The organism is Arthrobacter sp. JDC6 (assembly GCF_056484025.1).
In genome coordinates, this window is the sequence record NZ_CM151278.1 from 2,077,609 (window position 1) to 2,100,496 (window position 22,888).

The 22,888-nt window shown below is 66.8% G+C and carries 20 protein-coding genes; 14 read left to right on the forward strand and 6 right to left on the reverse strand.

All coding sequences use genetic code 11. The features are described 5' to 3' along the window. Window positions 1-37: 37 nt before the first annotated feature. The 4 genes from ACV095_RS09705 (at window position 38) to holA (ending at window position 5,081) form a co-directional block, all read left to right on the forward strand. Window positions 38-1,057 carry a DegV family protein gene (locus tag ACV095_RS09705; protein WP_478223345.1) on the forward strand — a complete coding sequence of 340 codons (1,020 nt, stop codon included), beginning with the start codon at window positions 38-40 and terminating at the stop codon, window positions 1,055-1,057. 48 nt (window positions 1,058-1,105) lie between these two features. Next, entirely contained in the window at window positions 1,106-2,017 is a 912-nt protein-coding gene (locus ACV095_RS09710) for a ComEA family DNA-binding protein (RefSeq protein ID WP_478223346.1), read from the forward strand. Between the two features lie 230 nt (window positions 2,018-2,247). Continuing rightward, window positions 2,248-4,131, forward strand: a complete 1,884-nt coding sequence (locus tag ACV095_RS09715) for a ComEC/Rec2 family competence protein (protein ID WP_478223347.1) — start codon at window positions 2,248-2,250, stop codon at window positions 4,129-4,131. After that, window positions 4,065-5,081, forward strand: a complete 1,017-nt coding sequence (gene holA, locus ACV095_RS09720) for a DNA polymerase III subunit delta (protein ID WP_478223348.1) — start codon at window positions 4,065-4,067, stop codon at window positions 5,079-5,081. The genes ACV095_RS09715 and holA overlap by 67 nt, the downstream gene beginning before the upstream one ends. Before the next feature lie 75 nt (window positions 5,082-5,156). On the opposite strand, the gene rpsT is transcribed toward holA, so the two are convergent. Together rpsT and ACV095_RS09730 are read right to left on the reverse strand one after the other, a co-directional pair. Then, window positions 5,157-5,417 (reverse strand): 30S ribosomal protein S20, encoded by a 261-nt coding sequence (rpsT, locus tag ACV095_RS09725; protein ID WP_018769282.1) that lies wholly within the window; start codon window positions 5,415-5,417, stop codon window positions 5,157-5,159. Window positions 5,418-5,586: 169 nt separating this feature from the next. Continuing rightward, on the reverse strand, window positions 5,587-6,138 hold the full coding sequence (locus tag ACV095_RS09730) for a type II toxin-antitoxin system PemK/MazF family toxin (protein ID WP_478223349.1): 552 nt from the start codon (window positions 6,136-6,138) through the stop codon (window positions 5,587-5,589). A gap of 176 nt (window positions 6,139-6,314) precedes the next feature. Here ACV095_RS09730 and lepA point away from each other — a divergent pair, with 176 nt between their 5' ends. Beyond that, the gene (gene lepA / locus ACV095_RS09735) at window positions 6,315-8,171 is read left to right on the forward strand and encodes a translation elongation factor 4 (protein ID WP_026265766.1); all 1,857 of its coding nucleotides are present in this window, start codon (window positions 6,315-6,317) and stop codon (window positions 8,169-8,171) included. A gap of 25 nt (window positions 8,172-8,196) precedes the next feature. Beyond that, the gene (gene hemW / locus ACV095_RS09740) at window positions 8,197-9,426 is read left to right on the forward strand and encodes a radical SAM family heme chaperone HemW (RefSeq protein WP_018769279.1); all 1,230 of its coding nucleotides are present in this window, start codon (window positions 8,197-8,199) and stop codon (window positions 9,424-9,426) included. Window positions 9,427-9,449: 23 nt separating this feature from the next. On the opposite strand, the gene ACV095_RS09745 is transcribed toward hemW, so the two are convergent. Both ACV095_RS09745 and ACV095_RS09750 read right to left on the reverse strand, forming a co-directional pair. After that, window positions 9,450-9,860: a DUF4870 domain-containing protein gene (locus tag ACV095_RS09745; protein WP_018769278.1), complete on the reverse strand. Its 411-nt coding sequence runs from the start codon at window positions 9,858-9,860 to the stop codon at window positions 9,450-9,452. Window positions 9,861-9,979: 119 nt separating this feature from the next. After that, window positions 9,980-10,831: a DUF3097 domain-containing protein gene (locus tag ACV095_RS09750; RefSeq protein WP_056390420.1), complete on the reverse strand. Its 852-nt coding sequence runs from the start codon at window positions 10,829-10,831 to the stop codon at window positions 9,980-9,982. 171 nt (window positions 10,832-11,002) lie between these two features. On the opposite strand from ACV095_RS09750, the gene hrcA reads away from it, so the two are divergent. From hrcA to ACV095_RS09765, 3 genes are all read left to right on the forward strand, one after another. Beyond that, window positions 11,003-12,016, forward strand: coding sequence for a heat-inducible transcriptional repressor HrcA (hrcA, locus tag ACV095_RS09755; protein WP_018769276.1), 1,014 nt, complete (start codon window positions 11,003-11,005; stop codon window positions 12,014-12,016). A gap of 87 nt (window positions 12,017-12,103) precedes the next feature. Further along, window positions 12,104-13,231 (forward strand): molecular chaperone DnaJ, encoded by a 1,128-nt coding sequence (gene dnaJ / locus ACV095_RS09760; RefSeq protein ID WP_018769275.1) that lies wholly within the window; start codon window positions 12,104-12,106, stop codon window positions 13,229-13,231. A 2-nt stretch (window positions 13,232-13,233) separates the two neighbouring features. Beyond that, window positions 13,234-14,013: a 16S rRNA (uracil(1498)-N(3))-methyltransferase gene (locus ACV095_RS09765; RefSeq protein ID WP_144599756.1), complete on the forward strand. Its 780-nt coding sequence runs from the start codon at window positions 13,234-13,236 to the stop codon at window positions 14,011-14,013. On the opposite strand, the gene ACV095_RS09770 is transcribed toward ACV095_RS09765, so the two are convergent. After that, a complete protein-coding gene (locus ACV095_RS09770; RefSeq protein WP_018769273.1) occupies window positions 14,000-14,917 on the reverse strand; it encodes a GerMN domain-containing protein in 918 nt (305 codons plus the stop codon). The two genes, ACV095_RS09765 and ACV095_RS09770, sit on opposite strands and share 14 nt — an antisense overlap. A 405-nt stretch (window positions 14,918-15,322) precedes the next feature. Here ACV095_RS09770 and ACV095_RS09775 point away from each other — a divergent pair, with 405 nt between their 5' ends. The 5 genes from ACV095_RS09775 to ACV095_RS09795 all read left to right on the forward strand — a co-directional run bounded on the left by ACV095_RS09775 (window position 15,323) and on the right by ACV095_RS09795 (window position 20,836). Then, window positions 15,323-16,411, forward strand: a complete 1,089-nt coding sequence (locus tag ACV095_RS09775) for a PhoH family protein (RefSeq protein WP_144599755.1) — start codon at window positions 15,323-15,325, stop codon at window positions 16,409-16,411. Continuing rightward, window positions 16,408-16,881, forward strand: a complete 474-nt coding sequence (gene ybeY, locus ACV095_RS09780; RefSeq protein WP_478223350.1) for an rRNA maturation RNase YbeY — start codon at window positions 16,408-16,410, stop codon at window positions 16,879-16,881. Before ACV095_RS09775 ends, ybeY begins: the two co-directional genes overlap by 4 nt. Then, window positions 16,878-18,209, forward strand: a complete 1,332-nt coding sequence (locus tag ACV095_RS09785; RefSeq protein ID WP_018769270.1) for a hemolysin family protein — start codon at window positions 16,878-16,880, stop codon at window positions 18,207-18,209. The genes ybeY and ACV095_RS09785 overlap by 4 nt, the downstream gene beginning before the upstream one ends. Further along, window positions 18,193-19,152, forward strand: a complete 960-nt coding sequence (gene era, locus ACV095_RS09790; protein ID WP_018769269.1) for a GTPase Era — start codon at window positions 18,193-18,195, stop codon at window positions 19,150-19,152. The genes ACV095_RS09785 and era overlap by 17 nt, the downstream gene beginning before the upstream one ends. A 97-nt stretch (window positions 19,153-19,249) precedes the next feature. After that, entirely contained in the window at window positions 19,250-20,836 is a 1,587-nt protein-coding gene (locus tag ACV095_RS09795) for an LCP family protein (protein WP_018769268.1), read from the forward strand. A 99-nt stretch (window positions 20,837-20,935) separates the two neighbouring features. Here ACV095_RS09795 and ACV095_RS09800 read toward each other — a convergent pair whose 3' ends face one another. Next, complete coding sequence (locus ACV095_RS09800; RefSeq protein WP_478223351.1) at window positions 20,936-22,888, reverse strand: M13 family metallopeptidase; 1,953 nt, start codon at window positions 22,886-22,888, stop codon at window positions 20,936-20,938.

Genomic DNA, 22,888 nt, shown 5'->3' on the forward strand with positions numbered 1-22,888 from the left:
GTGCTGATTGATCCGGACACCGTCTCCAGGAGGCCCCTTGCCCGACAGTAATGCCGCCGCCTGGCCATGGGTCCGTGCACGGCTGTCAGGCCTCCGTCCCGGGGCGCGGCCGGGGACGCGGCGGGCGGCCGGGAGCGCTGAGGTGCGCACCGCCGTCGTCACTGATTCCGCTGCCGCCCTGCCTGCGGACTATGCAGGCAGGCTGCCGCGGGACGGCATCCTGACCGTGACACCCATGCCCGTCATGGTGGGCCGGGAAATCTACGGCGAGGGTGAAGACGACATCCTCGAGACCATCGCCGTGGCGCTGGCCTCCGGAACGCAGGTCAAAACATCCAGGCCGTCACCGGGCCAATTTGAGCAGGCGTACCGCGCGGCCGAACTCCGGGGATTCCAGGCGGTCGTTTCCGTCCATATCTCCGGGGAACTTTCCGGCACTGCCGACGCGGCCCGGCTTGCTGCGGCAAAGGTGGGGATCCCCGTGGAGGTGGTGGATACCCGAACCGTGGGCATGGCACAGGGGATGGCCGTGCAGGCTGCCGTGGAGGCAGCCGCCGCCGGCGCCGACCATGCCGGGGTTGCTGCCGCGGCAGCGGCCCAGGCAGCCCGCACCAAGGTCTTCTTCTACGTCCCCAGCCTGGAACAGCTGCGGCGGGGCGGACGGATCGGCGCCGCGGCCTCGCTGCTGGGCACCATGTTTGCCATCAAACCTATCCTTGCGGTCGACGGCGGCAGGATCGTCCCGCTGGAGAAGGTGCGGTCAGGTGCCAGGGCCGTGGCGCGCCTTGAGGAAATCGTGGTGGCCGAAGCGGCGGCGCGTCCGGGAGAGGCCGTGCGCCTGGCCGTCCATCACTTCGGGAACCCCGAAGAGGCGGAGAGCCTGGCCGCGCGGCTGGAAGCGGCACTTCCCGAATGCCCGCCCGCCCAGATCAGTTCCCTCCCGGCGGTCCTCGCTGCCCATGCGGGCCTCGGCGTCCTTGCGGTCATCGTGGGCAGGACGGCCGCCGATGGCGGGACGGACGGCGGACCGGGCGCTGAAGCGCACCTTTCCACATAGCCTCTTTGCCGGCTGCCGGGCGGCGGACCGTGTTCCTAGGGTGGAGCTATGTCACGCCGGGATGCTGGAGCAGCAGGTCAGCAGGCGCGCCATGTGAGGGCGAGGCTCCATGCCACCCTGGGGGAGGGACCTTCCGGGCTCCTGCAGGACGGGGCCGGCCCCGACGGTTTTGAGTACCGGGGTTCAGGTGACGCGGGCGGAGACAAACCCGGCAGTGGCTCCGGAGCTGGTTCCGGTGTGGCGCCTTCGCTCCGGTGGCGGGTGGGGCTGCGCGTCGCCGTGCTGCTGGCTGTTCTGGCCGTGGCCGCGGGAGCCTGGTCTTGGTGGCAGGCCGGGGCGGCCGCGCCCCAGGTCCTGCCGTTGGGCGGCACCGGTTCCGGCGGCGCATCAGCAGCGGCCGGTGACCGTGGTTCCGTCCAGGGCGGGACCCCAGCCCCACCGGATTCCGGCAGCGGGCAGGGCGGCCCCGCGTCAGCGGGGACGGTGGTGGTGCACGTTGTTGGCGCCGTGGCCAGACCTGGTGTTATCCGGCTGCCGCACGGCAGCCGCGTTGACGACGCCATCGCTGCGGTGGGCGGTGCGACTCCGGACGCCGACGTCAACCGGCTCAACCTTGCCCTCGTGGTGGAGGACGGCCAGAAAATCCACGTTCCGCGGCAAGGGGAACCCCAGGCCTCCGCGGCCGGTGCCGCAGGTCCGGACGGCACTGGGTCAATGGGTGCTGGTTCAGGCACTGCGCAGCAGGGGACGGTACCCGGCCAGACCGGCGGAAAGGTCAACCTCAACACCGCGGACGCTGCCACGCTGGACACGCTGCCAAAAGTCGGGCCGGTCCTGGCCCAGCGGATCGTGGACTGGCGGAAGGAACACGGCCCCTTCAAGAGCGCGGAAGAACTGGACGCCGTCGACGGCGTGGGACCAAAAATGCTTGAGGCCTTGCTCCCGCTGGTGACGGTCTAGGGACGGCCGTGGGAGCGAATTCAGGAAGGGGAGGCCGGGACAAGGGTCAGGGAAGGAATGCGCCCGATCCCGGCGGCGGAAAGCAACGGCGCAGTCCCTGGCACCGCTTCATCGAATCCGCGGTGAATGGCCCCGGCCTGGAACCACAGGTTCCGACGCCTCCAGGCGCAACGGAAGCCTCCGGGACCACTTCTCCGCCATCGACACCGGCCCACCCACGGACCCCCTGCTTGCCGGCCACCGGGCACCGGCCGCTGCAGGGGCACTGGACGCGCGCCGTGCACCACGTGCGCCAGCGGGTGGCCGATGGCGGCAAGGCCCAGGAAAACGCTGATACCAGTCCCGCGGAACCACGACGCCGCACGGACCTCCGCCTTGCCCTTCCGGCATTGTTGGTATGGACCGCCTCAGTGGCCGGGCTCTGGCTGCCGCCTGCGGAGCTTGCAGCACTGTGCTCCGCACTGGCGGCACTTGGCGGCCTCCTCCTGGCCCGCGCGGCCAGGCATCGCACGGCACGAACTGCGCGTCCCGCCGTCGGCCACCAGGAACGGGCCGGGCCGCCCCGCGCCACCGGACGCAGCTTTCCCGCCGCCCTGGGCGTCTCCCTGATGCTGGCCGCTGCCGCCGCAGCCCACGCTGCAACGTCGTCAAGCCAACGGTTCGAGGGTCCCCTCGCCGACGCGGTCACTGCCGGCAAGTCCGTCGTCGCCATTGTGGAGGTGGCCGGAAACCCAAGTGCCATGGCAGGACCGGGCGGGTCGGCGGGACGCTGGGCAGTTCCGGTGTGGACGCAGGAAGTGACCACCGGCGGCATGCTGGTGCGGACACGGGCGCGGCTCACCATCATGGGCGGGCAAGGCTGGGGCGGGGTGGTGCCGGGGCAGACCCTGCGCGCAGCAGGAAAGCTGCGGCCGGCGGAGCCGGGGGACCAGGACGCGGGAACCCTGGCCGCCTCCACCGCCCCCGGCAAGGCCATGGGAGGCTCGCTGCTGGAGGGGGCAGCGAAGGAGCTTCGGACGCGCTTCGTTTCCGCCGCGGTTTTCCTGTCACCCGATGCCCGCGGACTCCTTCCGGGAATGGTCACCGGAGACACCAGCGCACTGGACGAGGGACTGGACAACGCCATGAAGGCTGTGGGCATGACCCACCTATCGGCGGTCAGCGGGGCAAACTGCAGCCTGGTGCTGGGGGCCTTGCTGCTCCTGTGCCGCCGGTGCCGGCTGCCGCGTGCTCCCGCTGCGGCTGGAGCACTTTGCGGCCTGGCCCTCTTCATAGTCCTGGTGGGACCGGACGCCAGCGTCCTGCGGGCCGCTCTCATGGGTGCCATCGGGGTGGCCGCCCTCGCGGGCGGACGCCCAGGGCGCGGACTGAGCTTCCTGTGCCTCGCCGTCATCGGCCTTCTACTGGCCGAGCCTGCCCTTGGCACCAGTTTCGGATTCCTGCTGTCCGTCCTTGCCACGCTGGGGATCATTCTCCTGGGGCGGCGGATCGTCGCCTGGATTCCCGCAGCGGTGCCCCGGTGGATCGCCGCCGCCGTTGCGGTTCCGCTGTCCGCACAGCTGTTGTGCGGGCCCGTCATCGTCCTCCTGCAGCCCCGGTTCGCCACCTATTCGCTGCTGGCCAATGTCGTGGTGTCACCCCTGGTGGCGCCGGTGACCCTGCTGGGAACGGCAGCGGTGCCGCTGGTGGTCCTGCTTCCGTGGGCCGCCACGTTTCTGATCGCTGTGGCTGGAACGTTCAGCGCCGGGGTCGCCGCCACCGCCAGGTTCACGGCGCAGCTGCCCGGCTCCGCCCTGCCCTGGCCTGAGGGAGTGCCCGGGCTGCTGTCGATGGTGCTGTTGTCCACCGTTACCCTGGCGGCCGTGTGGGCAGTGGTCCGGCCCCTGCGGTTCGCCTGCCAGGTCCGGAAAGCGCACGCCGTCACGGTGGCACTGATCGGGCTGATGGAGCTGCGGCTGCAGCACATCCGCCGCAAGGGCAGCTTGGACCGCGGGCGCAGACGTGGCAGGCTGGGATACTGCAATAAAACCTCCGGAAGGGACCTTGGATGGCCGTCGCGCAAAAGCGGGCAACACGCTCCCCGGCGTCGAACACAGCCTCCTGGCGGGACGTAGCCCCGGCCTCGATCGTGCTGATAAGCGGCCCGGAAGAGTACCTGGGCATCAGGGCCATGGACAGGATCCGCTCACAGGTCAGGGCGGCCGCGCCGGACGTCGAATTGAGCCGCATCAACGCCGCCGGCTATGACGCCGGCACCCTGACCATGCAGGTGAGCCCTTCACTGTTCGGTGAGAGCAAGCTCATTGAAGTGGAGGCCGTGGAAGGGATGAACGACGCCTTCCTGGCGGATGCCCTTGCCTACCTGCAGCACCCGGAACAGGACGCCGTCGTCGTGCTCCGGCACGCCGGCGGAGCACGCGGCAAAAAGCTCCTCGACGCCGTTAAGAAGGGTGGCTGGCCGGTCGTCGACTGCCAGCCACTGAAGAAGGATGCGGACAAGGTCTCGTTCGTCATGGCGGAGTTCAAGGCGGCCGGGCGTCGGATCAACCAGGACGCCGTCCAGGCGCTGGTGAATGCCGTGGGGGCCGACCTTTCGGAACTCGCCGCGGCGTGCTCGCAACTGATTGCCGACGCAGGGAGCACCGTCACTACTGAGACCGTGGACAAGTACTACGGCGGACGGATCGAGGCCACCGCGTTCAAGGTTGCCGACGCCGCAATGGCAGGAAACGCCCCCGTGGCGCTGTCGACGCTGCGCCACGCCCTTGCCACCGGTGCTGACCCGGTTCCGCTGGTGGCAGCCCTCGCCTCGAAGCTGAGGACTGTCGCACGGGTGGCCGGCGCCTCCGGATCGCCCGCGCAGATCGCGGCGGAACTCGGGATGCAGCCCTGGCTCGTGGAGCAGGCACAGCGGGACGTCCGACGCTGGACCCCGGAAGGCCTGGTCCGGTCCATCCAGGCCACGGCGGAGGCTGATGCGCAGGTCAAGGGCTTGTCCCGGGACCCCGTCTACGCCGTCGAACACGCCGTGACGGTGATTGCCATGTCCGTCCAGGGCAGGTAGGCCGCAACGCTTAAAAGCGTGTGGCCGGTACCTTGCGGTACCGGCCACACCATCAGTTCGTGGGAACTGGAAACCTTAGAGTGCGTTGACCTTCTTGGAGATCGCCGACTTGCGGTTCGCTGCGTTGTTCTTGTGCAGAACACCCTTGCTGACAGCCTTGTCCAGCTTACGGCTGGCAGTAACGAGCGCAGTAGTAGCAGCTTCCTTATCAGAGGACTCAACGGCGGTGTTGACGGCGCGGATGGCCGTCTTCAGCTCAGACTTGACTGCGTTGTTGCGCAGGCGTGCCTTCTCGTTGGTCAGGATGCGCTTCTTCTGGGACTTGATATTCGCCACGTGTGAACTCTCTTTGTAATGCGGAAATGGTCTAGAGGGCTTTCAGGCTGGCCTTGACTGAGCGGCGTGGGGATACCTATGGCGGCCAGCCATCAGTGACCGTCGACCTGCACGGACACACAGCAATAAAGAATAGCAGGTCAGCGGCGGCACTGGCCATTTGGGTTGGTCAGGTCCAGCCGTGTCGCCGGCGCAGCCCGGCCGCAACTTTCTCAAACCGCGCCGCGTCCAGCACGGCGCCCTCCCGCCGGATGCTGTCAGGGCGGATCTGCAGGATACGGTCCAGGCGCACTTCACTGGGCCTGCCCTGCTTGTCCCAGTCCCCGGAACCGAGGTCCACGTAGTCGCCGTACGTTGAACCGGCAGGCACCCTGTCCCTGCTGGTCAGCATCAGTCCCAGGAGGAACGGGCCGTTATGCCCCACCAGCAGCACCGGCCGGTCCTTCCCCTTGCCGTGGTCCTCCTCGTAAGGGACCCAGGCCCACACCACCTCGCCCGGATCCGGGTCGCCGTCCGGCTGCGGTGCATACCGGACGGCGGAACGCCCGCTGTAATCACCGGGATACCCGGACCCGGCAGGACCTCCGCCGGGAGCCTGAGGCATGGCCCCCGCCCGGCGGTCCCGGTCGGGGCCCGGGGCCGGCGGGGCGGGCCGCCGTTTCTGCAGCATGCGCAGGCCGCGGCGGACGGCGTTTCCCAGGGAGCGGAGATCAATGACCATGCGAAAAGCCTATCGGCGGTGGTTCGGCATGGAACTGCCGGGCGGCGCCCTGCCCGGATGCGGTCCGTGCGTCCCGGACGTGGGACACTGGATGTTCAAGACGTGCAGCTGTTCCGCAGGCGCCTATGGCGTTGCCCGGCGGGTGGCTGCTGAAAAGCCAACAGTAAGGACCCTGCGTGTCTCCCATGGCCCGCACCGCACCGGTGCCCGCCGCGACAGATCCGGCAATCATTCGGAACTTTTGCATCATCGCGCATATCGACCACGGCAAGTCCACGCTGGCTGACCGCATGCTGCAGTCCACCGGTGTGGTCCAGGCGCGTGACATGAAGGCCCAGTACCTGGACCGGATGGACATCGAGCGGGAACGTGGCATCACCATCAAGTCCCAGGCCGTCCGCATGCCCTGGGAGGTGGACGGCGTCAGCTACGCGCTGAACATGATCGACACGCCCGGCCACGTGGACTTCACCTACGAGGTATCCCGGTCACTCGCGGCCTGCGAAGGCGCCATCCTGCTGGTGGACGCGGCGCAGGGCATTGAGGCCCAGACGCTGGCCAACCTGTACCTGGCCATGGAGAACAACCTCACCATCATCCCGGTGCTGAACAAGATCGACCTTCCGGCGGCGCAGCCTGAAAAGTACGCCGCCGAGCTGGCCAGCCTCATCGGCGGCGATCCCGAGGACGTCCTGCGCGTATCCGGCAAGACCGGCGTCGGCGTCGAGGCCCTCCTGGACAAGATCGTCCGCGACCTGCCGGCGCCGAAGGGCAACCCCGATGCCCCGGCCCGTGCCATGATCTTCGACTCGGTCTACGACACCTACCGCGGCGTGGTCACCTACGTGCGTGTGATGGATGGCATGCTCCATCCGCGTGAGCGCATCCAGATGATGTCCACCAGGGCCTCGCACGAGCTTCTGGAAATCGGTGTCAGCTCCCCGGAACCCACACCGTCCAAGGGGCTCGGCGTCGGTGAAGTGGGCTACCTGATCACCGGCGTGAAGGACGTCCGGCAGTCGAAGGTGGGCGATACCGTCACCAACCTGGCCAAGCCGGCGGCGGAGTCCCTCCCCGGCTACGCCGATGCCAAGCCCATGGTGTTCTCCGGCCTGTATCCGCTGGACGGCGCCGACTATCCGGTACTCCGCGACGCCCTCGAAAAGCTCATGCTCAACGACGCCGCGCTGGTTTACGAACCGGAAACCTCGGCTGCCCTCGGCTTCGGGTTCCGCGTGGGCTTCCTGGGTCTCCTGCACCTCGAGATCACCCGCGAACGCCTGGAGCGCGAATACAACCTCGACCTCATCTCCACCGCACCGAACGTGGAATACGAGGTGACCCTGGAGGACAAGAAGGTGGTCCGGGTGACCAACCCCAGCGAGTACCCCACCGGGAAGATCGCCGAGGTACGCGAGCCCATGGTCTCCGCCACCATCCTGGCCCCCAACGAATTTGTCGGCGCCATCATGGAACTGTGCCAGTCCCGCCGCGGCGTCATGGGCGGCATGGACTACCTTTCCGAGGACCGGGTGGAAATCCGCTACCGCCTGCCGTTGGCGGAAATCGTCTTCGACTTCTTCGACATCCTGAAATCCAAGACCCGGGGCTACGGCTCGCTGGACTGGAAGGCCGACGGCGAGCAGGCCGCCGACCTGGTGAAGGTGGACATCATGCTCCAGGGCGAACAGGTGGACGCGTTCAGCGCCATCACGCACCGGGACAAGGCGTACGCCTACGGCGTGATGATGACCGGCAAGCTGCGCGAACTGATTCCCCGCCAGCAGTTCGAAGTGCCCATCCAGGCCGCGATCGGTTCCAGGATCATCGCCCGCGAAAGCATCCGCGCCATCCGCAAGGACGTGCTGGCCAAGTGCTACGGCGGTGACATCTCGCGGAAGCGCAAGCTGCTGGAGAAGCAAAAAGAAGGCAAGAAGCGCATGAAGATGGTGGGCACAGTGGAGGTGCCGCAGGAAGCGTTCATCGCCGCCCTGACCACCGACGAATCGAAGGACAAGGCCAAGAAGAAGTGACCACCGCACAGCGGGGGACCCGCTGATGCCCAGCGTTCTTCCCCTCGGCGACCCGGCGCCGTCGGACGGTCTGCTGCCTGCCCAGGCAGCGGACGGTGCGGCGGCCCGGGCTTTCGGGTTGTACGTCCACATCCCGTTCTGCGCTGTGCGCTGCGGCTACTGCGACTTCAACACCTACACCGCCACGGAACTTGGCGGCGGAGCGTCCCAGGACGCATACGCCCAGACCGCCGTGTCCGAGGTGTCGCTGGCGGCTGCTGTGCTGTCACGTTCAGGGCTGCCGGACCGGAAGCTCAGCACCGTCTTCTTTGGCGGCGGCACGCCCACGCTGCTGCCGGCCGATGACCTCGCCCTGATCCTCCGGGCCGCCATCGACCAATGGGGCATTGACGACGGCGCCGAGGTCACCACCGAAGCCAACCCCGATTCCGTCACGCCGGAGTCCCTTGCCGTCCTCAAGGACGCCGGGTTCACCAGGGTGTCCTTTGGGATGCAGTCCGCGGTTCCGCACGTGCTCAAGGTGCTGGACCGGACCCATACGCCCAGCCGGGTGCCGCAGGTGGTGCAGTGGGCGCGCGAGGCAGGACTGGCTGTCAGCCTGGACCTGATTTACGGGACGCCGGGGGAGTCGCTGGCCGACTGGCGGCACTCCCTCGAAACGGCGCTTTCCTACGGGCCGGACCACATCAGCGCCTACGCGCTGATCGTTGAGGAGGGCACCAAGCTGGCCGCGCAGATGCGCCGCGGCGAAGTCCCGGGAATCGACGACGACGACCACGCCGACAAGTACGAGCTCGCCGACCAGCTGATCACCGAAGCCGGACTTGGCTGGTACGAGGTCAGCAACTGGGCGCGGACTCCGGAGCAGGCCTGCCGCCACAACCTCGCATACTGGCGGGGTGACGACTGGTGGGGCATCGGCCCGGGCGCGCACTCACACATGGGCGGGGTCCGCTGGTGGAACGTCAAGCACCCGTCCGCTTACGCGAACCGGCTGTCGCAGGGGCTTTCGCCCGCCGCCGGCAGGGAAACCCTGGACGCGGAAACAAGGAACCTGGAGCGGGTCATGCTGGAGGCCCGCCTCCAGTCGGGACTGGATGTCTCAACGCTGAGTGCCGGGGGACGCCACGAGGTGGCCGGACTGATCGCAGCCGGCCTGGTTGATCCTGCTGCCGCATTCCGCGGACGCCTGGTCCTGACCCTCAAGGGCAGGCTCTTGGCAGACGCAGTAGTCCGCCGCATCCTGCCGGACTAGAGCCGGCCCGCGGGCAGTTGCCCTTACTTGATCCAGCGCAGGTTGTACTGGTAGCGGTGCGGCTGGCCCCGGTTGACGTGGATCCCTGCCGCGACGGAGAAGCACGTGAGCGCCACCCAGATCAGCGTGGCAATGACCGCGAAGATGTTCCCGACGTAGGGGACGAACACCAGGATGTTGGCCAGCACCGCGGCGATGGTGGGCGGCAGGCTGAAGTTCAGCGCTTCCTTGGATTCCTGGGCGGTAAATGGCCCGCGGTCACGGAAGATCAAGTAGATCAGCAGCGAGGGGACGCACCCCAGGATCCCGCCGAAGTGCGCCAGCGTCGCCCACTGGCGGTCTTCGCTGGCCGTAAGCGGCAGGGCGTTGGCGGGGACGCCATGGTACTCGGAACGGCCCTGGCCGTCCCTGTGATCACGTGCGTTTTCTGCCACAGTCTGTTCCTTCGAAGGTGCAAGTGGTGCTGACTACAATTCCGGCGCGGTGCGCAGTGCCTCAGGAAACAAGGAACCGCACTACCAAGAATACTGGTTCCCGGGACGCCGTCCGCCCTTCACGGCACGGTCAGGAAATCGATGACTTCCTCGACCCTGCCCAGCAGCGACGCTTCGAGGTCCGCGTACGTGCGCACGGCGCCCAGCAGCTTCTGCCATCCCAGGCCGACATCTTCCTTGGTGGCGTGGGGCCAGCCGAAGGCTTTCAGGATCCCCGTCTTCCAGTCCTGCCCGCGGGGCACGGCCGGCCATTTGTCGATGCCAAGGACAGCGGGCCGGATCGCCTGCCAGACGTCCACGTAGGGGTGACCGACGATCAGGACGTTGCCGGCGGCGCCCGGGGAGGCCATGACGGCATCCGCGATGCGGGACTCCTTGGAGTCAGGAACCAGGTGGTCCACCAGGACGCCGAGACGGCGGCCGGGCCCCGGCCTGAAGTCCGCGACGGCTGCGGCAAGGTCGTCAATGCCGTGCAGGGGCTCGACGACGATGCCCTCCACCCGGAGGTCGTCTCCCCAGACCTTTTCCACCAGTTCGGCGTCGTGCTTGCCTTCCACCCAGATCCGGCTGGCCTTGGCCACCTGGGCGCGTTGGCCGGCGACCCGAACGGACCCCGAGGCCGTCCTGCCCGCCGCGGGACCGGCAGCGGCCGGCCGGGGGGCGGGTGGCATCAGCCGGATCGGCCGGCCCTCCAGGAGGAAGCCGAACCCAAGGCGGAAGGAACGCGATTTTCCCCGGCGGTCCTCCAGCGCCACCACATGCATGCCGCCGGATTTCTCCACCCGGGTCACGGCACCCACCCAGCCTGACTGCACTTCCTCGAGCACCATGCCGCGCTCCACGGGGACCTCCGGCAGTTCCGTCCGTGCGGGAGCGGATATGCCGCGTGGGCCCCAGTTCCGGTAATCCATGGATTTGATCCGCCTAGCGCTAGTGTTCAACTCCGCAATTTCGCCCGGAGCGGTACCAATGCTAACAACGGGCCGAGGCATAATAGACTGTTAGCACTTAGGCATGTCGAGTGCTAACCCTGGGTTGCATCGGGAGGGGCATGCGCCCCGAACCATGGATGGAGGTGGAGAGTGAGCGAGCCACGCAAGCTGGAAGTACTGCGGGCCATCGTGGAGGACTACGTCCACTCCCGCGAGCCGGTTGGGTCCAAGGCCCTGGTGGAGCGGCATCATCTTGGTGTTTCCAGCGCCACCATCCGCAATGACATGGCCGCACTGGAGGACGAGGGGCTGATCACCGCCCCGCACACCAGTGCCGGCCGGATTCCCACGGACAAGGGCTACCGGCTCTTTGTGGACCAAATCTCGGCTGTCAAGCCGCTCTCGGCCGCCGAACGCCGCGCCATCCAGTCCCTGCTCGAAGGCGCGGACGACCTCGACGACGTGCTGGAGAGGACCGTCCGGCTGCTGTCGCAGCTGACCAACCAGGTTGCCGTGGTGCAGTATCCGCACCTGAGCAGGGCACTGGTCCGGCACATCGAATTCGTCCTGCTCGCCCCGCGCAAGGTCCTCGTCGTCCTGATCGCCAACAGCGGCAAGGTGGAGCAGCGGGTGATCGACGTCGGGCAGGACCTTGGCGACGACGCACTGGCTGAACTGCGCACCCGGTTCCTCGGTGCACTGGGCGGAACACCGCTGCGCCAACTGGCCCAGGCGCTGCCCGCCGTCGTCGCCGCCACCCCGCACCCGCAGCGGCAGGCGGCACACGCATTGGCGCTCGGGCTGGAGGGCCTGGCGCAAAACAGCCGGGAGGACCGGATGGTCATGGCCGGCACCGCCAACCTGGCCAGGTCCAACGTCGACTTCCCCCTCAGCATCGGCCCGGTGCTCGAGGCGCTGGAGGAACAGGTGGTGATGCTGCGGCTGTTGAGCGAAATGGCCCAGGACCACCGCGGCGTCGCTGTCAGCATCGGACGGGAGAACCCGTACGACGGCCTTGCCGAGGCCTCCGTGGTGGCCACTGCCTACGGTCCGGACAGCTCGGCGAAAGTAGGCATCCTCGGGCCCACCCGGATGGATTACCCCACCACCATGGCCGCCGTCAGGGCAGTGGCGCGCTACCTTTCCAGGATTTTGGGGCCCTGACTCTTGGCCGCCGGAGCGCGCTTCGGCCGGAAAGCAAGAGCTGGGCCGCCCAACTGAACGCAGTACAACAAGGAAGAGATACGAACTTTGAGCAGCCACTATGACGTCCTTGGAGTCTCACCCGAAGCGACGGGTGAAGAAATCAAAAAGGCCTACCGCAAGCTGGCCCGCACCCTACACCCGGACGTAAACCCCGGTGCGGACGCATCGGAACGGTTCAAGGCAGTAACTCACGCCTACGAGGTGCTTTCGGACCCCCAGAAGCGCCGGATCTACGACACCACCGGCAATGAGAACGGCACCGACAACGGTTTCGGCGGCGCAGGCTACGCGGGCCAGGGCTTCGCGTTCCAGGACATTTTCGACACCTTCTTCGGCGCCGGCGGCACGTCCGGTCCCGCTTCCCGTATCCGCCGCGGCCAGGATGCCCTGATCAGCGTACGGATCGACCTCCGCGACGCCGTATTCGGCGTGAACAAGAAACTCGAAGTGGACACCGCCGTGGTCTGCCCCACCTGTGACGGATCCTGTTGCCGCCCCGGCACCCATCCGGAACGCTGCGACATCTGCGGCGGCAGCGGACAGGTCCAGCGGGCCGTCCGCTCCATCCTCGGCCAGGTCATGACGGCCGCCCCCTGCGGCACCTGCGAAGGTTTCGGCACCGTCATCAAGGATCCCTGCAACGAGTGCAGCGGCCAGGGCCGTATCCGCAGCCGCCGGTCGCTGACCATCAAGGTCCCTGCCGGTGTGGCCACCGGAACCCGGATCCAGCTCTCCGGCCAGGGCGAGGCCGGCCCCGCGGGCGGTCCGGCCGGCGACCTGTACGTGGAGATCCGCGTCAACAATGACGCCACCTACGTGCGGGAGGGCGACGACCTGCACGCCACCCTGCACATCCCCATGACGGCAGCCGCCCTGGGCACGGATGTCAGCCTGGAAACCTTCGACGGCACGCAGGAGATCGACGTCAAGCCCGGTACCCAGTCGGGGGAGATCATCACCCTGCGCGGCCTCGGCGTCACCCACCTGAGGGGCTACGGCCGCGGCGACCTGAAGGTCCACCTCCAGGTGGACACCCCGGCCAAGCTCGACCCCGCGCAGGAGGACCTCCTGCGCCAACTGGCCAAGCTCCGTGGTGAACAGATCACCGAGGGCAAGCTCGCTGCCAGCGGCGGCATGTTCGCCAAGCTCCGGGACCGGCTCGGTAACCTGTAGCGGTGAGCAACCCCGTCTTCTTCACGCCCCCCGGTTCGCTGGCCGGGATGGCGGCCGGCCAACTCTTTGTCCTCGACGGGGCGGAGGCGCGGCATGCCGTCACCGTCAAACGGCTGTCTCCCGGCGAAGCGGTGGACATCGTCGACGGCGCCGGCACCCGGATGACCGGGAAGGTGGTGTCCGCCGCTCCCTCCGCACTCGAAGTGGAATGCGGGACGCTGACCGTTGAAGACAGGCCGGACGTCCGGCTGGTGCTGGTACAGGCCCTCGCCAAGGGGGACCGCGATGAGCTGGCCATCGAGACGGCCACGGAACTGGGCATCGACGCCGTCATACCCTGGCAGTCCGAACGGTCAATCGTCCGCTGGAAGGGCGACCGCGCAGCCCGGGCCCATGCCAAATGGGAATCCTCAGTGGCCGCGGCCGCCAAGCAGGCACGGCGCGCCTGGATCCCCGAAGTGCGGTCCGCCGTCGACACTGCCGGGCTTTCCGCTGCCGTGGAAGCTGCCGACCTCGCTGTCATCCTGCATGAGGACGCCGTTCGGCCGCTGCGCACCGTCCTTGAAGCATGGCAAGGGAAAGCAGGCTCCGGACCCCGGGAAATCCTGCTCATCGTCGGTCCGGAGGGCGGCATCAGCCAGCGGGAGGTAACGAAACTCTGCGATAAGGGCGCCGTGACCGCCCTCCTGGGGCACCATGTCCTGCGGTCCTCCACGGCCGGCCCGGCCGCCGTCGTGCTTGCCAGCGACGTCCTTGGCCGGTGGACGGCTACCGGACCTTAAAGGACCTCGTGTCCTCGTTCCGGTCCGGTTCCCCGCCGGAGCCGGCCTGGGCCACCCGCAGCATGTAATCGCCCGGCGGAAGATTCAGGGCCAGGGTGAAGACGCCGGCCTGCCCCTGTTCGGACGCAGCCGTGGTTTCACCCGCCAGGAACGGTGCTTTGCTGCCGCCGTCCGTAGACTGCAGGATCTGCCAGCGGAGCTTCGCCCCGGGCGATGTGCTGCGGCCGGTAATCTTCACGCTCCCGCCGGGCACTTCGGCGTTCTCCTGGGGATCAATGATCCAGACGGGCGCCACCAGGCCCGCGGCGCGGGTCATCAGGGCCCCGAGCTGCACTTTGCCGAAGGCCACGTAGTCCGTGTGGCCGTCCACGAGGATCCGGACCCGGATCTGCTGGCCGGTGTCGATCAGGCCCGAACTGGCGGCGGCAGCGGTTGCCGTGTAGATCAGCTGCTGGATGGCCCGGGCAGCCATGTCGGCATCGAGGTTGCTGTTGAAAGCGTCCGAGGAGACGTCGACGGTGATGACGTCCTTGCCGGAGATTGAGGTGGCAAGTTTGTCCGGGTTCTGCCAGGGCGTGAAGAAGTCAGGGTCCAGCGGCTTCTCGGACATCATGGCCCGCAGGGCGCGGGTGACCGGGTTCTCCTGTTCAGGGACGTCGCGGAATTCCCGGTAAAGAAAGATGTTCCCGCCGCTGCGGCCGATCCAGTAGACCGGCGCCTTGTTGGAGGACTGTGCGGTTTCCAGCGGGGCGCTGGTGGACAGCGTGTCCGGCATGGTGCCGCCCGTTGCCGGCACCGAGGCGATGGTGCCGGTGGGTGAGGGGCCGCCCTCGGCCGTGCAGCCCGCAAGGACCGGAACCAGGACCAGGATTCCTGCAAGGACGGCGGGGCGCAGACGGCCCATCGGTCGTCCTGCCCTTTCGGGCGCAGAGGTTTCCGGCACTGTCCTGCCCTTGTCCTTTCCTGGCGTGGCGGGCCGATCCCCCTGGCGGCCTGGTGTTCCAGCAGATGCTGGATTTCCAGCATTGCACAGCGGCGCGGCCGCCCAGCCGCTCTTTGCCTCCGCGGGCACAACTGCAACGGGAACGATATGAGGCCGATATGAAGTTGATACCTAAGGACGTCCCGTCACCCTCCGGACGGGTTGCAGCCGCTGCTCCATGGCGGCCTGGTATCCGGCCCGGCCCCGCGCTGGCGTAAGATAAAGGGATCGCTGGGGCCAGGAGCACCGTCCAACGGGCGCCGGCATCAGCGAACGCAAACATTGATGTCGATCTTCGAGGGGACCACGGGCCTGCGGGCCAGCACCATGACTGAATCAGCAAATGGTAAGCGCCGGCTCAATACGGGCGAAGGCAGTCCGGGTGAATTCCCGCACTCCCTGCCCGGCACCCGGACTGAAGTAGTCCTCTTTGAGAACTCCGACCAGATGGTTCAATCACTCGGCAGCCATGACGAGGCGTTGCGGTTCATCGAAGAGCAGTTCCCCGCCGTCAACTTCCATGCCCGGGGTAATGAACTGTCCATCAACGGACCCGCCGGTGATGTTCCCCGGATCATGCGGCTCCTGCAGGAAGTCCGTGGCCTGGTGGCCCGCGGCACGGTCATCACTCCTGCTGTGCTGCAGCAACTGGTGTCCCTCCTGCGCACGCAGTCACTGCAGAATCCCGTGGATGTGCTCACCCACGACATCCTCTCCAGCCGCGGCAGGACCATCCGGCCCAAGACGCTGAACCAGAAGAACTATGTTGACGCCATCGACGCCAACACCGTGATCTTCGGCATTGGTCCGGCCGGCACCGGCAAGACGTACCTGGCCATGGCAAAAGCCGTCCAGGCGCTGCAGCAAAAAGAGGTCAGCCGGATCATCCTGACCCGCCCCGCGGTGGAAGCGGGGGAGCGGCTTGGTTTCCTCCCCGGCACGCTCAGCGACAAGATCGACCCCTACCTCCGGCCGCTCTACGACGCCCTGCACGACATGATGGACCCCGAATCCATTCCGCGCCTGATGGCGGCCGGCACCATTGAAGTGGCACCCCTGGCCTACATGCGCGGCCGGACGCTTAACGACGCCTTCATCATCCTTGACGAGGCGCAGAACACCACGCCGGAACAGATGAAGATGTTCCTCACCCGGCTCGGTTTCGGATCCAAGATGGTGGTCACCGGAGACGTCACCCAGGTGGACCTGCCGTTTGGGACGCGTTCCGGGCTGCGGATCGTTGAGGAAATCCTGCAGGGAATCGACGGCGTGAGCTTCTCGGTCCTGGATGCCGCCGACGTGGTGCGGCACCGGCTGGTCGGGGACATCGTCAACGCGTACAGCATCTGGGATGAAGCCCAGCGGAGCCGGCTCAAGCATTCAGCCGGCCGGGAAAAACGGGGGGAACACGCGTGAGCATCGAGGTGAACAACGAGTCCGGCGTCCAGGTGGATGAGTCGGAGCTCGTGGCACTGTCGCGGTACATTTTTGAGCAGCTCTACATTCATCCGCAGGCCGAACTGTCCATCCTCCTCGTGGATGAGACGGCCATGGAGAAGCTGCACATTGAACTGATGGACGAACCGGGTGCCACCGACGTGCTCTCGGTTCCCATGGACGAATTGACCCCGGGAACGCCCGACCGGCCCACCCCGCAGGGCATGCTGGGTGACATTGCCATCTGCCCGCAGGTTGCAAAGGTTCAGGCCCGGAACGCCGGCCACTCGCTGCAGGACGAGATGCTGCTGCTGGCCACACACGGCATCCTTCACCTGCTGGGCTATGACCATGCCGAACCGGAGGAGAAGGCAGAGATGTTCGGGCTCCAGCGGGAACTCCTGTCCGGCTTCACGGGCAAAGAAGCACCTGCAGAGACGACCCAGTGACGCAACTGCTCCTGGTCGCGGTGGCATTGGTTTTCCTTGCCGTCGCGGCCCTGTTGACAGCGGCCGAGGCCGCCTTCAGTTTCCTTCCCCGGCACGACGCCGAAGATGCTCTGCACAGGAGCCGCGGCACCGCCATGCGGCGCATCCTTGCCGAGCCCGTGGCCCACACCCGGGCGCTGCGCTTCTGGCGGGTGTGGTTCGAGATGGCCTCCGCGGTGGCCGTCGCGGTCCTGATCTCCAGCCTGCTGGACAACGTGTGGCTTGCCGGCCTGGTGGCCACCGGCATCATGGCCCTTCTTGGGTTCGTGATCGTGGGCGTTTCGCCCCGCCAGCTGGGCAGGCTGCACTCCACTGCCGTTGTCCGCTTCACTGCCCCGATGGTCCGGTTCCTCACCAGCGTGCTGGGACCGATTCCCGGCTGGCTGGTGGCGTTGGGAAGTTCGGCGGCCCCCGGGGCGCCGGGCGGCGACGATGCGTTCTTCAGCGAACAGGAGTTCCGGGAACTGGTGGACCGTGCCAGCGAGTCCGACATGATCGAGGACACCGAAGCGGAGATGATCCAGTCGGTCTTCGACTTCGGCGACACCCTGGTGCGCGCCGTCATGGTTCCCAGGACGGACATCGTCAGCATTGACGCCGGGTCCAGCCTGCACCAGGCGATGTCCCTGTTCCTGCGGTCCGGATACTCGCGGATCCCGGTCATCAACGAGAACACTGACCACATCCTTGGCATCGTGTACCTCAAGGACGTTGCTGCAGTGATCCACCAGCTCCGCGCGGACCAGGAGCCGCCGCTGGTCGAGTCGCTGGCCCGCGAGGTGCGCTACGTGCCGGAGTCCAAGCCTGTGAGCGACCTCCTGCGTGAACTGCAGAAGGAGTCCACGCACGTTGCGATCGTGATCGACGAATACGGCGGCACCGCCGGACTGGTAACCCTCGAGGACCTGATCGAGGAGATCGTCGGCGAGATCGTCGACGAATATGACACCGAGAGCGCGGAAGCCGTCGCGCTGGGGGACGGTTCCTACCGGGTCAGTGCCCGGATGGGCATCGACGATCTCGGCGAGCTCTTCGACCTGGAAATCGACGACGACGAGGTGGACACCGTGGGCGGCCTCCTCGCCAAGGCACTTGGCCGCGTCCCGATCGTGGGCAGCAGCGTGGAAGTGCAGGGCGTATCGCTGCGTGCGGACCGGCTTGAAGGCCGGCGGAACCGGGTCAGCCACATCATTGCGGCGCCGGTACCAAGAGTAGAGACTGACCTTGAAGGCCTCCTGGAAGAGGCCGAAGCAACCCAGCAGGGAGTTCCACGTGAGCAAGAAAAATAAGGCTGCGGCCACGGACGACTTCGGCGGATTCCGCGCCGGATTTTCGGTGCTCGTCGGCAGGCCCAATGCGGGCAAGTCCACCCTGACCAACGCGCTGGTGGGCAAGAAGGTGGCCATCACGTCCGCCAAACCGCAGACCACGCGGCACACCATCCGGGGCATCGTGCACCGCGAGGACGCCCAGCTGATCCTGGTGGATACTCCGGGCCTGCACCGTCCCCGCACCCTGCTCGGCAAGCGCCTGAACGACCTCGTCGCGGATACCCTCGCCGAGGTGGACGCCATCGGATTCTGCCTGCCGGCCAACGAGAAAATCGGCCCCGGCGACAGGTTCATCGCCGCCCAGCTTGCCGCCGTCGGCCGCAAACCGGTGATCGCCATCGTCACCAAAACTGACCTCGTGGACAAGCAGGCGCTCACCGAACAGCTCCTTGCGGTGGCGGCCCTGGGCCGCGAAGTAATGGGGGAGGACGGCTGGAAGGACATCGTTCCGGTATCCGCCACTGACGGCTTCCAGGTGGAAACAGTCGCCGACGTGCTGATCAGCCACATGCCGCCGTCGCCCCCGTTGTACCCGGACGGCGAACTGACGGATGAGCCCGAGGCAGTCATGGTGGCGGAACTGATCCGCGAAGCTGCCCTTGAGGGTGTCCGGGACGAGCTTCCCCATTCCCTGGCCGTGGTGGTGGAGGAAATCGTTCCCCGGGAGGACCGGCCTGACGACAGCCCCCTGCTTGATGTGCGCGTCAACCTCTATGTCGAGCGGCCGTCCCAGAAGGCCATCATCATCGGCAAGGGCGGCAGCCGGTTGCGTGAAGTCGGGACCAACGCCCGCAAAGGCATCGAAGCCCTCCTGGGCACGCGCATCTACCTGGACCTCCACGTCAAGGTGGCCAAGGACTGGCAGCGCGACCCGAAACAGCTGGTCAAGCTGGGTTTCTGATCCACGAAAAGAACGTTCGCAGGAGTGCGGCAGGCAAGTTTTCCAGGCTGGACCACTAAAATGGACCGGATTCTGTATTTAGAGGAAGGTTCACGACGTGGGTCGAGGCCGCGACAAACGCGACAACGGGGCTGACCTGTCAGCCGGACCGGGACCGGTATCCCGCCACGCGAACGGCGGCGCCGTAGGTGCCGCCCGGCACCTCGGTACGCTGCGCGGGATGCCCATCTGGCTCAAAGCCGTCACGGGTGTCATGGCGCTGGTCCTCGTGGCCGGGATCGCCTTTGCCGGTTTTTGGTTCCTCCGGCTGCAGAACAACATCTCCAAGGCGCCGCTGAATGCCGGCGGTGAAAGCACCGAATCCCCCGGGAACGATGCCACGGGCCGGCTGCAGATCCTGATCCTCGGCTCGGACACCCGCGACGGAAAAAACTCGCAATACGGCACAGCCGACGATTCCACGGGCTATGGCAAGTCGGACGTGATGATGCTGATGGACATCTCCGAGGACAACAAGCGCGTCAACGTCATCAGCTTTCCGCGCGACCTGCTGGTGGACATTCCTGACTGCAAGGACAAGAAGACCGGCAAGGACTATCCTGCCCGCACCGGCGTCATGATCAATGAGGCCATGAGCGAGGCCGGCATCGGCTGCGCCGTGGATACCGTCAACAAGCTCACCGGCATGCAGGTGGACCACTTCATGATGGCCGACTTCAACGCCGTGAAGGAACTTTCCAACGCCGTGGGTGGTGTGGAAGTCTGCATCAGCGACGCCGTCTACGATCCTGATTCCCGGCTGCGGCTGCCGGCCGGAACCTCGACCGTGCAGGGCGAGATGGCGCTTGCCTTCCTCCGCACCCGCCACGCCTTTGCCGACGGCGGCGACCTTGGCCGCATCAAGGCGCAACAGGGCTTCCTCTCGGCGCTGACCCGCAAGATCAAGGACGATGGAACCCTGTCCGATCCCGCGAAGATGCTGAAGATCGCGGACGTCGTAACCCAGAACCTGACAGTGGATGACGGCCTTGCCTCTGTCCCCACCCTGCTGACGATCGGCAACCGGCTCAAGAACATCGACATCGGCAAGGTCGCGTTTGTCGCGGTGCCCACCACGCCGGCACCCATCGATCCCAACCGGCTGGTCATCGCCGAACCAGCGGGCGCACAGCTCTTCTCGGCAATGCGGAAGAACGTGGACCTCACCGACCCCACCGCGCCTACCACGCCGTCACCCACTGAATCGGCAACCCCGTCCGCGGCCCCTACTGAGACAGCCCCGCCGGTGCCGCCCTACAACAAGGCCATCCAGCCCGTAACCGTCGCCAACGGAAGCGGCGTCGCAGGCCGCGCCCAGGAAATCGTCCAGGCATTGGTGTCGGGCGGCTTCGCCCAGACGGGCCAGTTCCTGGCCCAGCCCGTGGCCAAGACGGCAGTGTATTACGGCAACGGCTTCGATGACGTGGCAGCAGATGTCGCTGCCATGCTGGGGATTCCTGCCACCCTGATGATTCCGGCTCCCGGCGTGACCGGCGTACAGGTTTACCTCGGCAGCGACTTCACCACCGGCACCGCCTATGAGGCCGGCAGTCCTGCCGCAGCACTGCCCCAGGACATCGTCAACCAGACCGCCGGGGACAAGGTCTGCCAGCAGGCGAATCCCGAACTGATCGTGCGCCGGTAGCGACGTTCCATGCCTTGGTACAGCTGCAGGCAGCAGTACCTCCGGCAGGCAACAAAATGGGCCCCGCCGGCAACGGCGGGGCCCATTTCTGTTATGCGGCTACCAGATGCTGACCCGCTCGGCGGGCGGCATCCACATGCCGTCCTCCTCGGTGACGTCGAACGCTTCGTGGAACGGGTCCAGGTTCCTGGCGATCGCGTTGGTCCGGAACTCGTTGGGGGAGTGGGGATCGGTGGCAAGGCGCCGGATGGCCTCCTCCTGCCGGATGACCTGGCGCCAGCCTGCTGCCCAGGAAGCGAAGAAGCGCTGTTCACCGGTCAGCCCGTCCAGGACCTCCGGTTCCTTCCCGTCCAGACTGATCTGGTAGGCCTTGTAGGCGATGGTCAGGCCTGCCAGGTCACCAATATTTTCGCCCAATGTCAGGCGTCCGTTGACGTGGTGTCCGGGCGCTGCAGCGGGGGAGAGCGCATCGAACTGGGCCACAAGCCGCGCCGTCAGCGCCTCGAAAGCCTGGCGGTCCTGGTCCGTCCACCAGTTGCGGAGCGCTCCGCCGCCGTCGAACTGTGAGCCCTGGTCATCAAAGCCATGCCCGATCTCGTGGCCGATGACGGCGCCAATGCCGCCGTAGTTCACGGCGTCGTCCGCGTCGGCGGTGAAGAAGGGCGGCTGCAGGATCGCTGCCGGGAACACGATTTCGTTCATCATCGGGTGGTAGTAGGCGTTAACCGTCTGCGGCGTCATCAGCCACTTGTTCCGGTCCACCGGCTTGCCCACCTCATCCAGGTGCCTGTCGACGTCGGCATTGTGGGCGCGTTCGACGTTCCCCAGGAGGTCCTCGGGGTCGATCTCCACGGCTGAGTAGTCAATCCACTCGTCCGGGTAGCCGATCTTGGCCCGGAAGGCCTCCAGCTTCCGGAGGGCCTCGGCCTTGGTGTCCCCGCCCATCCATGCAACGTCATTAATGCTGCGGCGGTAGGCCTCGATAAGGTTGGCCACCAGGGTCTGCATCCGTGCCTTGTGCGATTCGGGGAAATGGCGGGCCACGTAGATCTGGCCCACAGCTTCACCAAGGGCGGCTTCGACGACGCCAACGCCGCGCTTCCACCGGTCCTTGTTGCGGGGCGTGCCGCTGATCGTGGTGCCGTAAAACGCGAAACTGGCGTCCACAAAGGCTGCCGACAGATAAGGTGCAGCGGCGCTGATGACGCGCATGGCCAGCCACTCCTGCCACGTTGCCACCGGAACTTCGTCCAGGAGGCCGGCGGCACCGGTGAAGAAGTCAGGGGTGCTCACCACGATTTCCGTACGCTTGTCTGCGTCGATTCCCGCGGCGTCGAACCACGTGGCCAGGAGGGGGAACAGCGCATTGGCTTCCTCCGCCGTCTTCAGGTTGTAGGTCTTTTGCGGATCCCGGAGGGTGACATTGTCCCAGTGGTGGGACGCGAGCTTCGTCTCCAGTTCGACAACCCGCCCGGCCGCACCATGGGGATCGGCCACCCCGGCCAGTTCAAACATTTTCTGCACGTGCGCGGTGTAGGCCGCCACGATGGGTGCGAACTTCTCTTCCCGGTAGTACGACTCGTCGGGAAGGCCCAGGCCACCCTGCCCGGTGTACAACAGGACCCGGTCAGGGTTCCCCGCATCGGGGGCCGGGTAGATGTAGAAAAGCCCGCCCACGTCCGCACGGAACAACCGGCCCGCCAGTGCGATGAGGTCAGCTACCGAGCCCGTGGCGAACACGTCGCCGAGCCGCCCGCGGATCGGCTCCATGCCCTTGCCTTCCACCGTCGCTTCGTCCATGAAGCTGTTGTAGAGGCCGCCGATCTTCCGTTCGATCCCGCTGGCGTCCGCGCCCTTGGCCGCCGCCTCCTCGATGATGTCCCGGACAGCGATTTCGGACCCGTCGCGAAGAGCGGTGAAGGTTCCCTCCAGTGGCCGGTCGTCCGGAATTTCGGTGGCTTTCAACCAGGCGCCGTTGACATGTTGGTAAAGGTCGTCCTGAGGCCGGACTGTGTGATCAATGGTGGACAGATCGATCCCCGAAATGGGCAC

What these genes read in the sequence shown, in the direction of transcription:
- holA (WP_478223348.1), top strand. Translation starts at nt 4,065, where the DNA reads ATGGCCGTCGCGCAAAAGCGGGCAACACGCTCCCCGGCGTCGAACACA.
- hemW (WP_018769279.1), top strand. Translation starts at nt 8,197, where the DNA reads ATGCCCAGCGTTCTTCCCCTCGGCGACCCGGCGCCGTCGGACGGTCTG.
- ACV095_RS09710 (WP_478223346.1), top strand. Translation starts at nt 1,106, where the DNA reads ATGTCACGCCGGGATGCTGGAGCAGCAGGTCAGCAGGCGCGCCATGTG.
- ACV095_RS09770 (WP_018769273.1), bottom strand. Translation starts at nt 14,917, where the DNA reads ATGGGCCGTCTGCGCCCCGCCGTCCTTGCAGGAATCCTGGTCCTGGTT.
- ACV095_RS09775 (WP_144599755.1), top strand. Translation starts at nt 15,323, where the DNA reads ATGACTGAATCAGCAAATGGTAAGCGCCGGCTCAATACGGGCGAAGGC.
- ACV095_RS09750 (WP_056390420.1), bottom strand. Translation starts at nt 10,831, where the DNA reads ATGGATTACCGGAACTGGGGCCCACGCGGCATATCCGCTCCCGCACGG.
- ACV095_RS09730 (WP_478223349.1), bottom strand. Translation starts at nt 6,138, where the DNA reads ATGGTCATTGATCTCCGCTCCCTGGGAAACGCCGTCCGCCGCGGCCTG.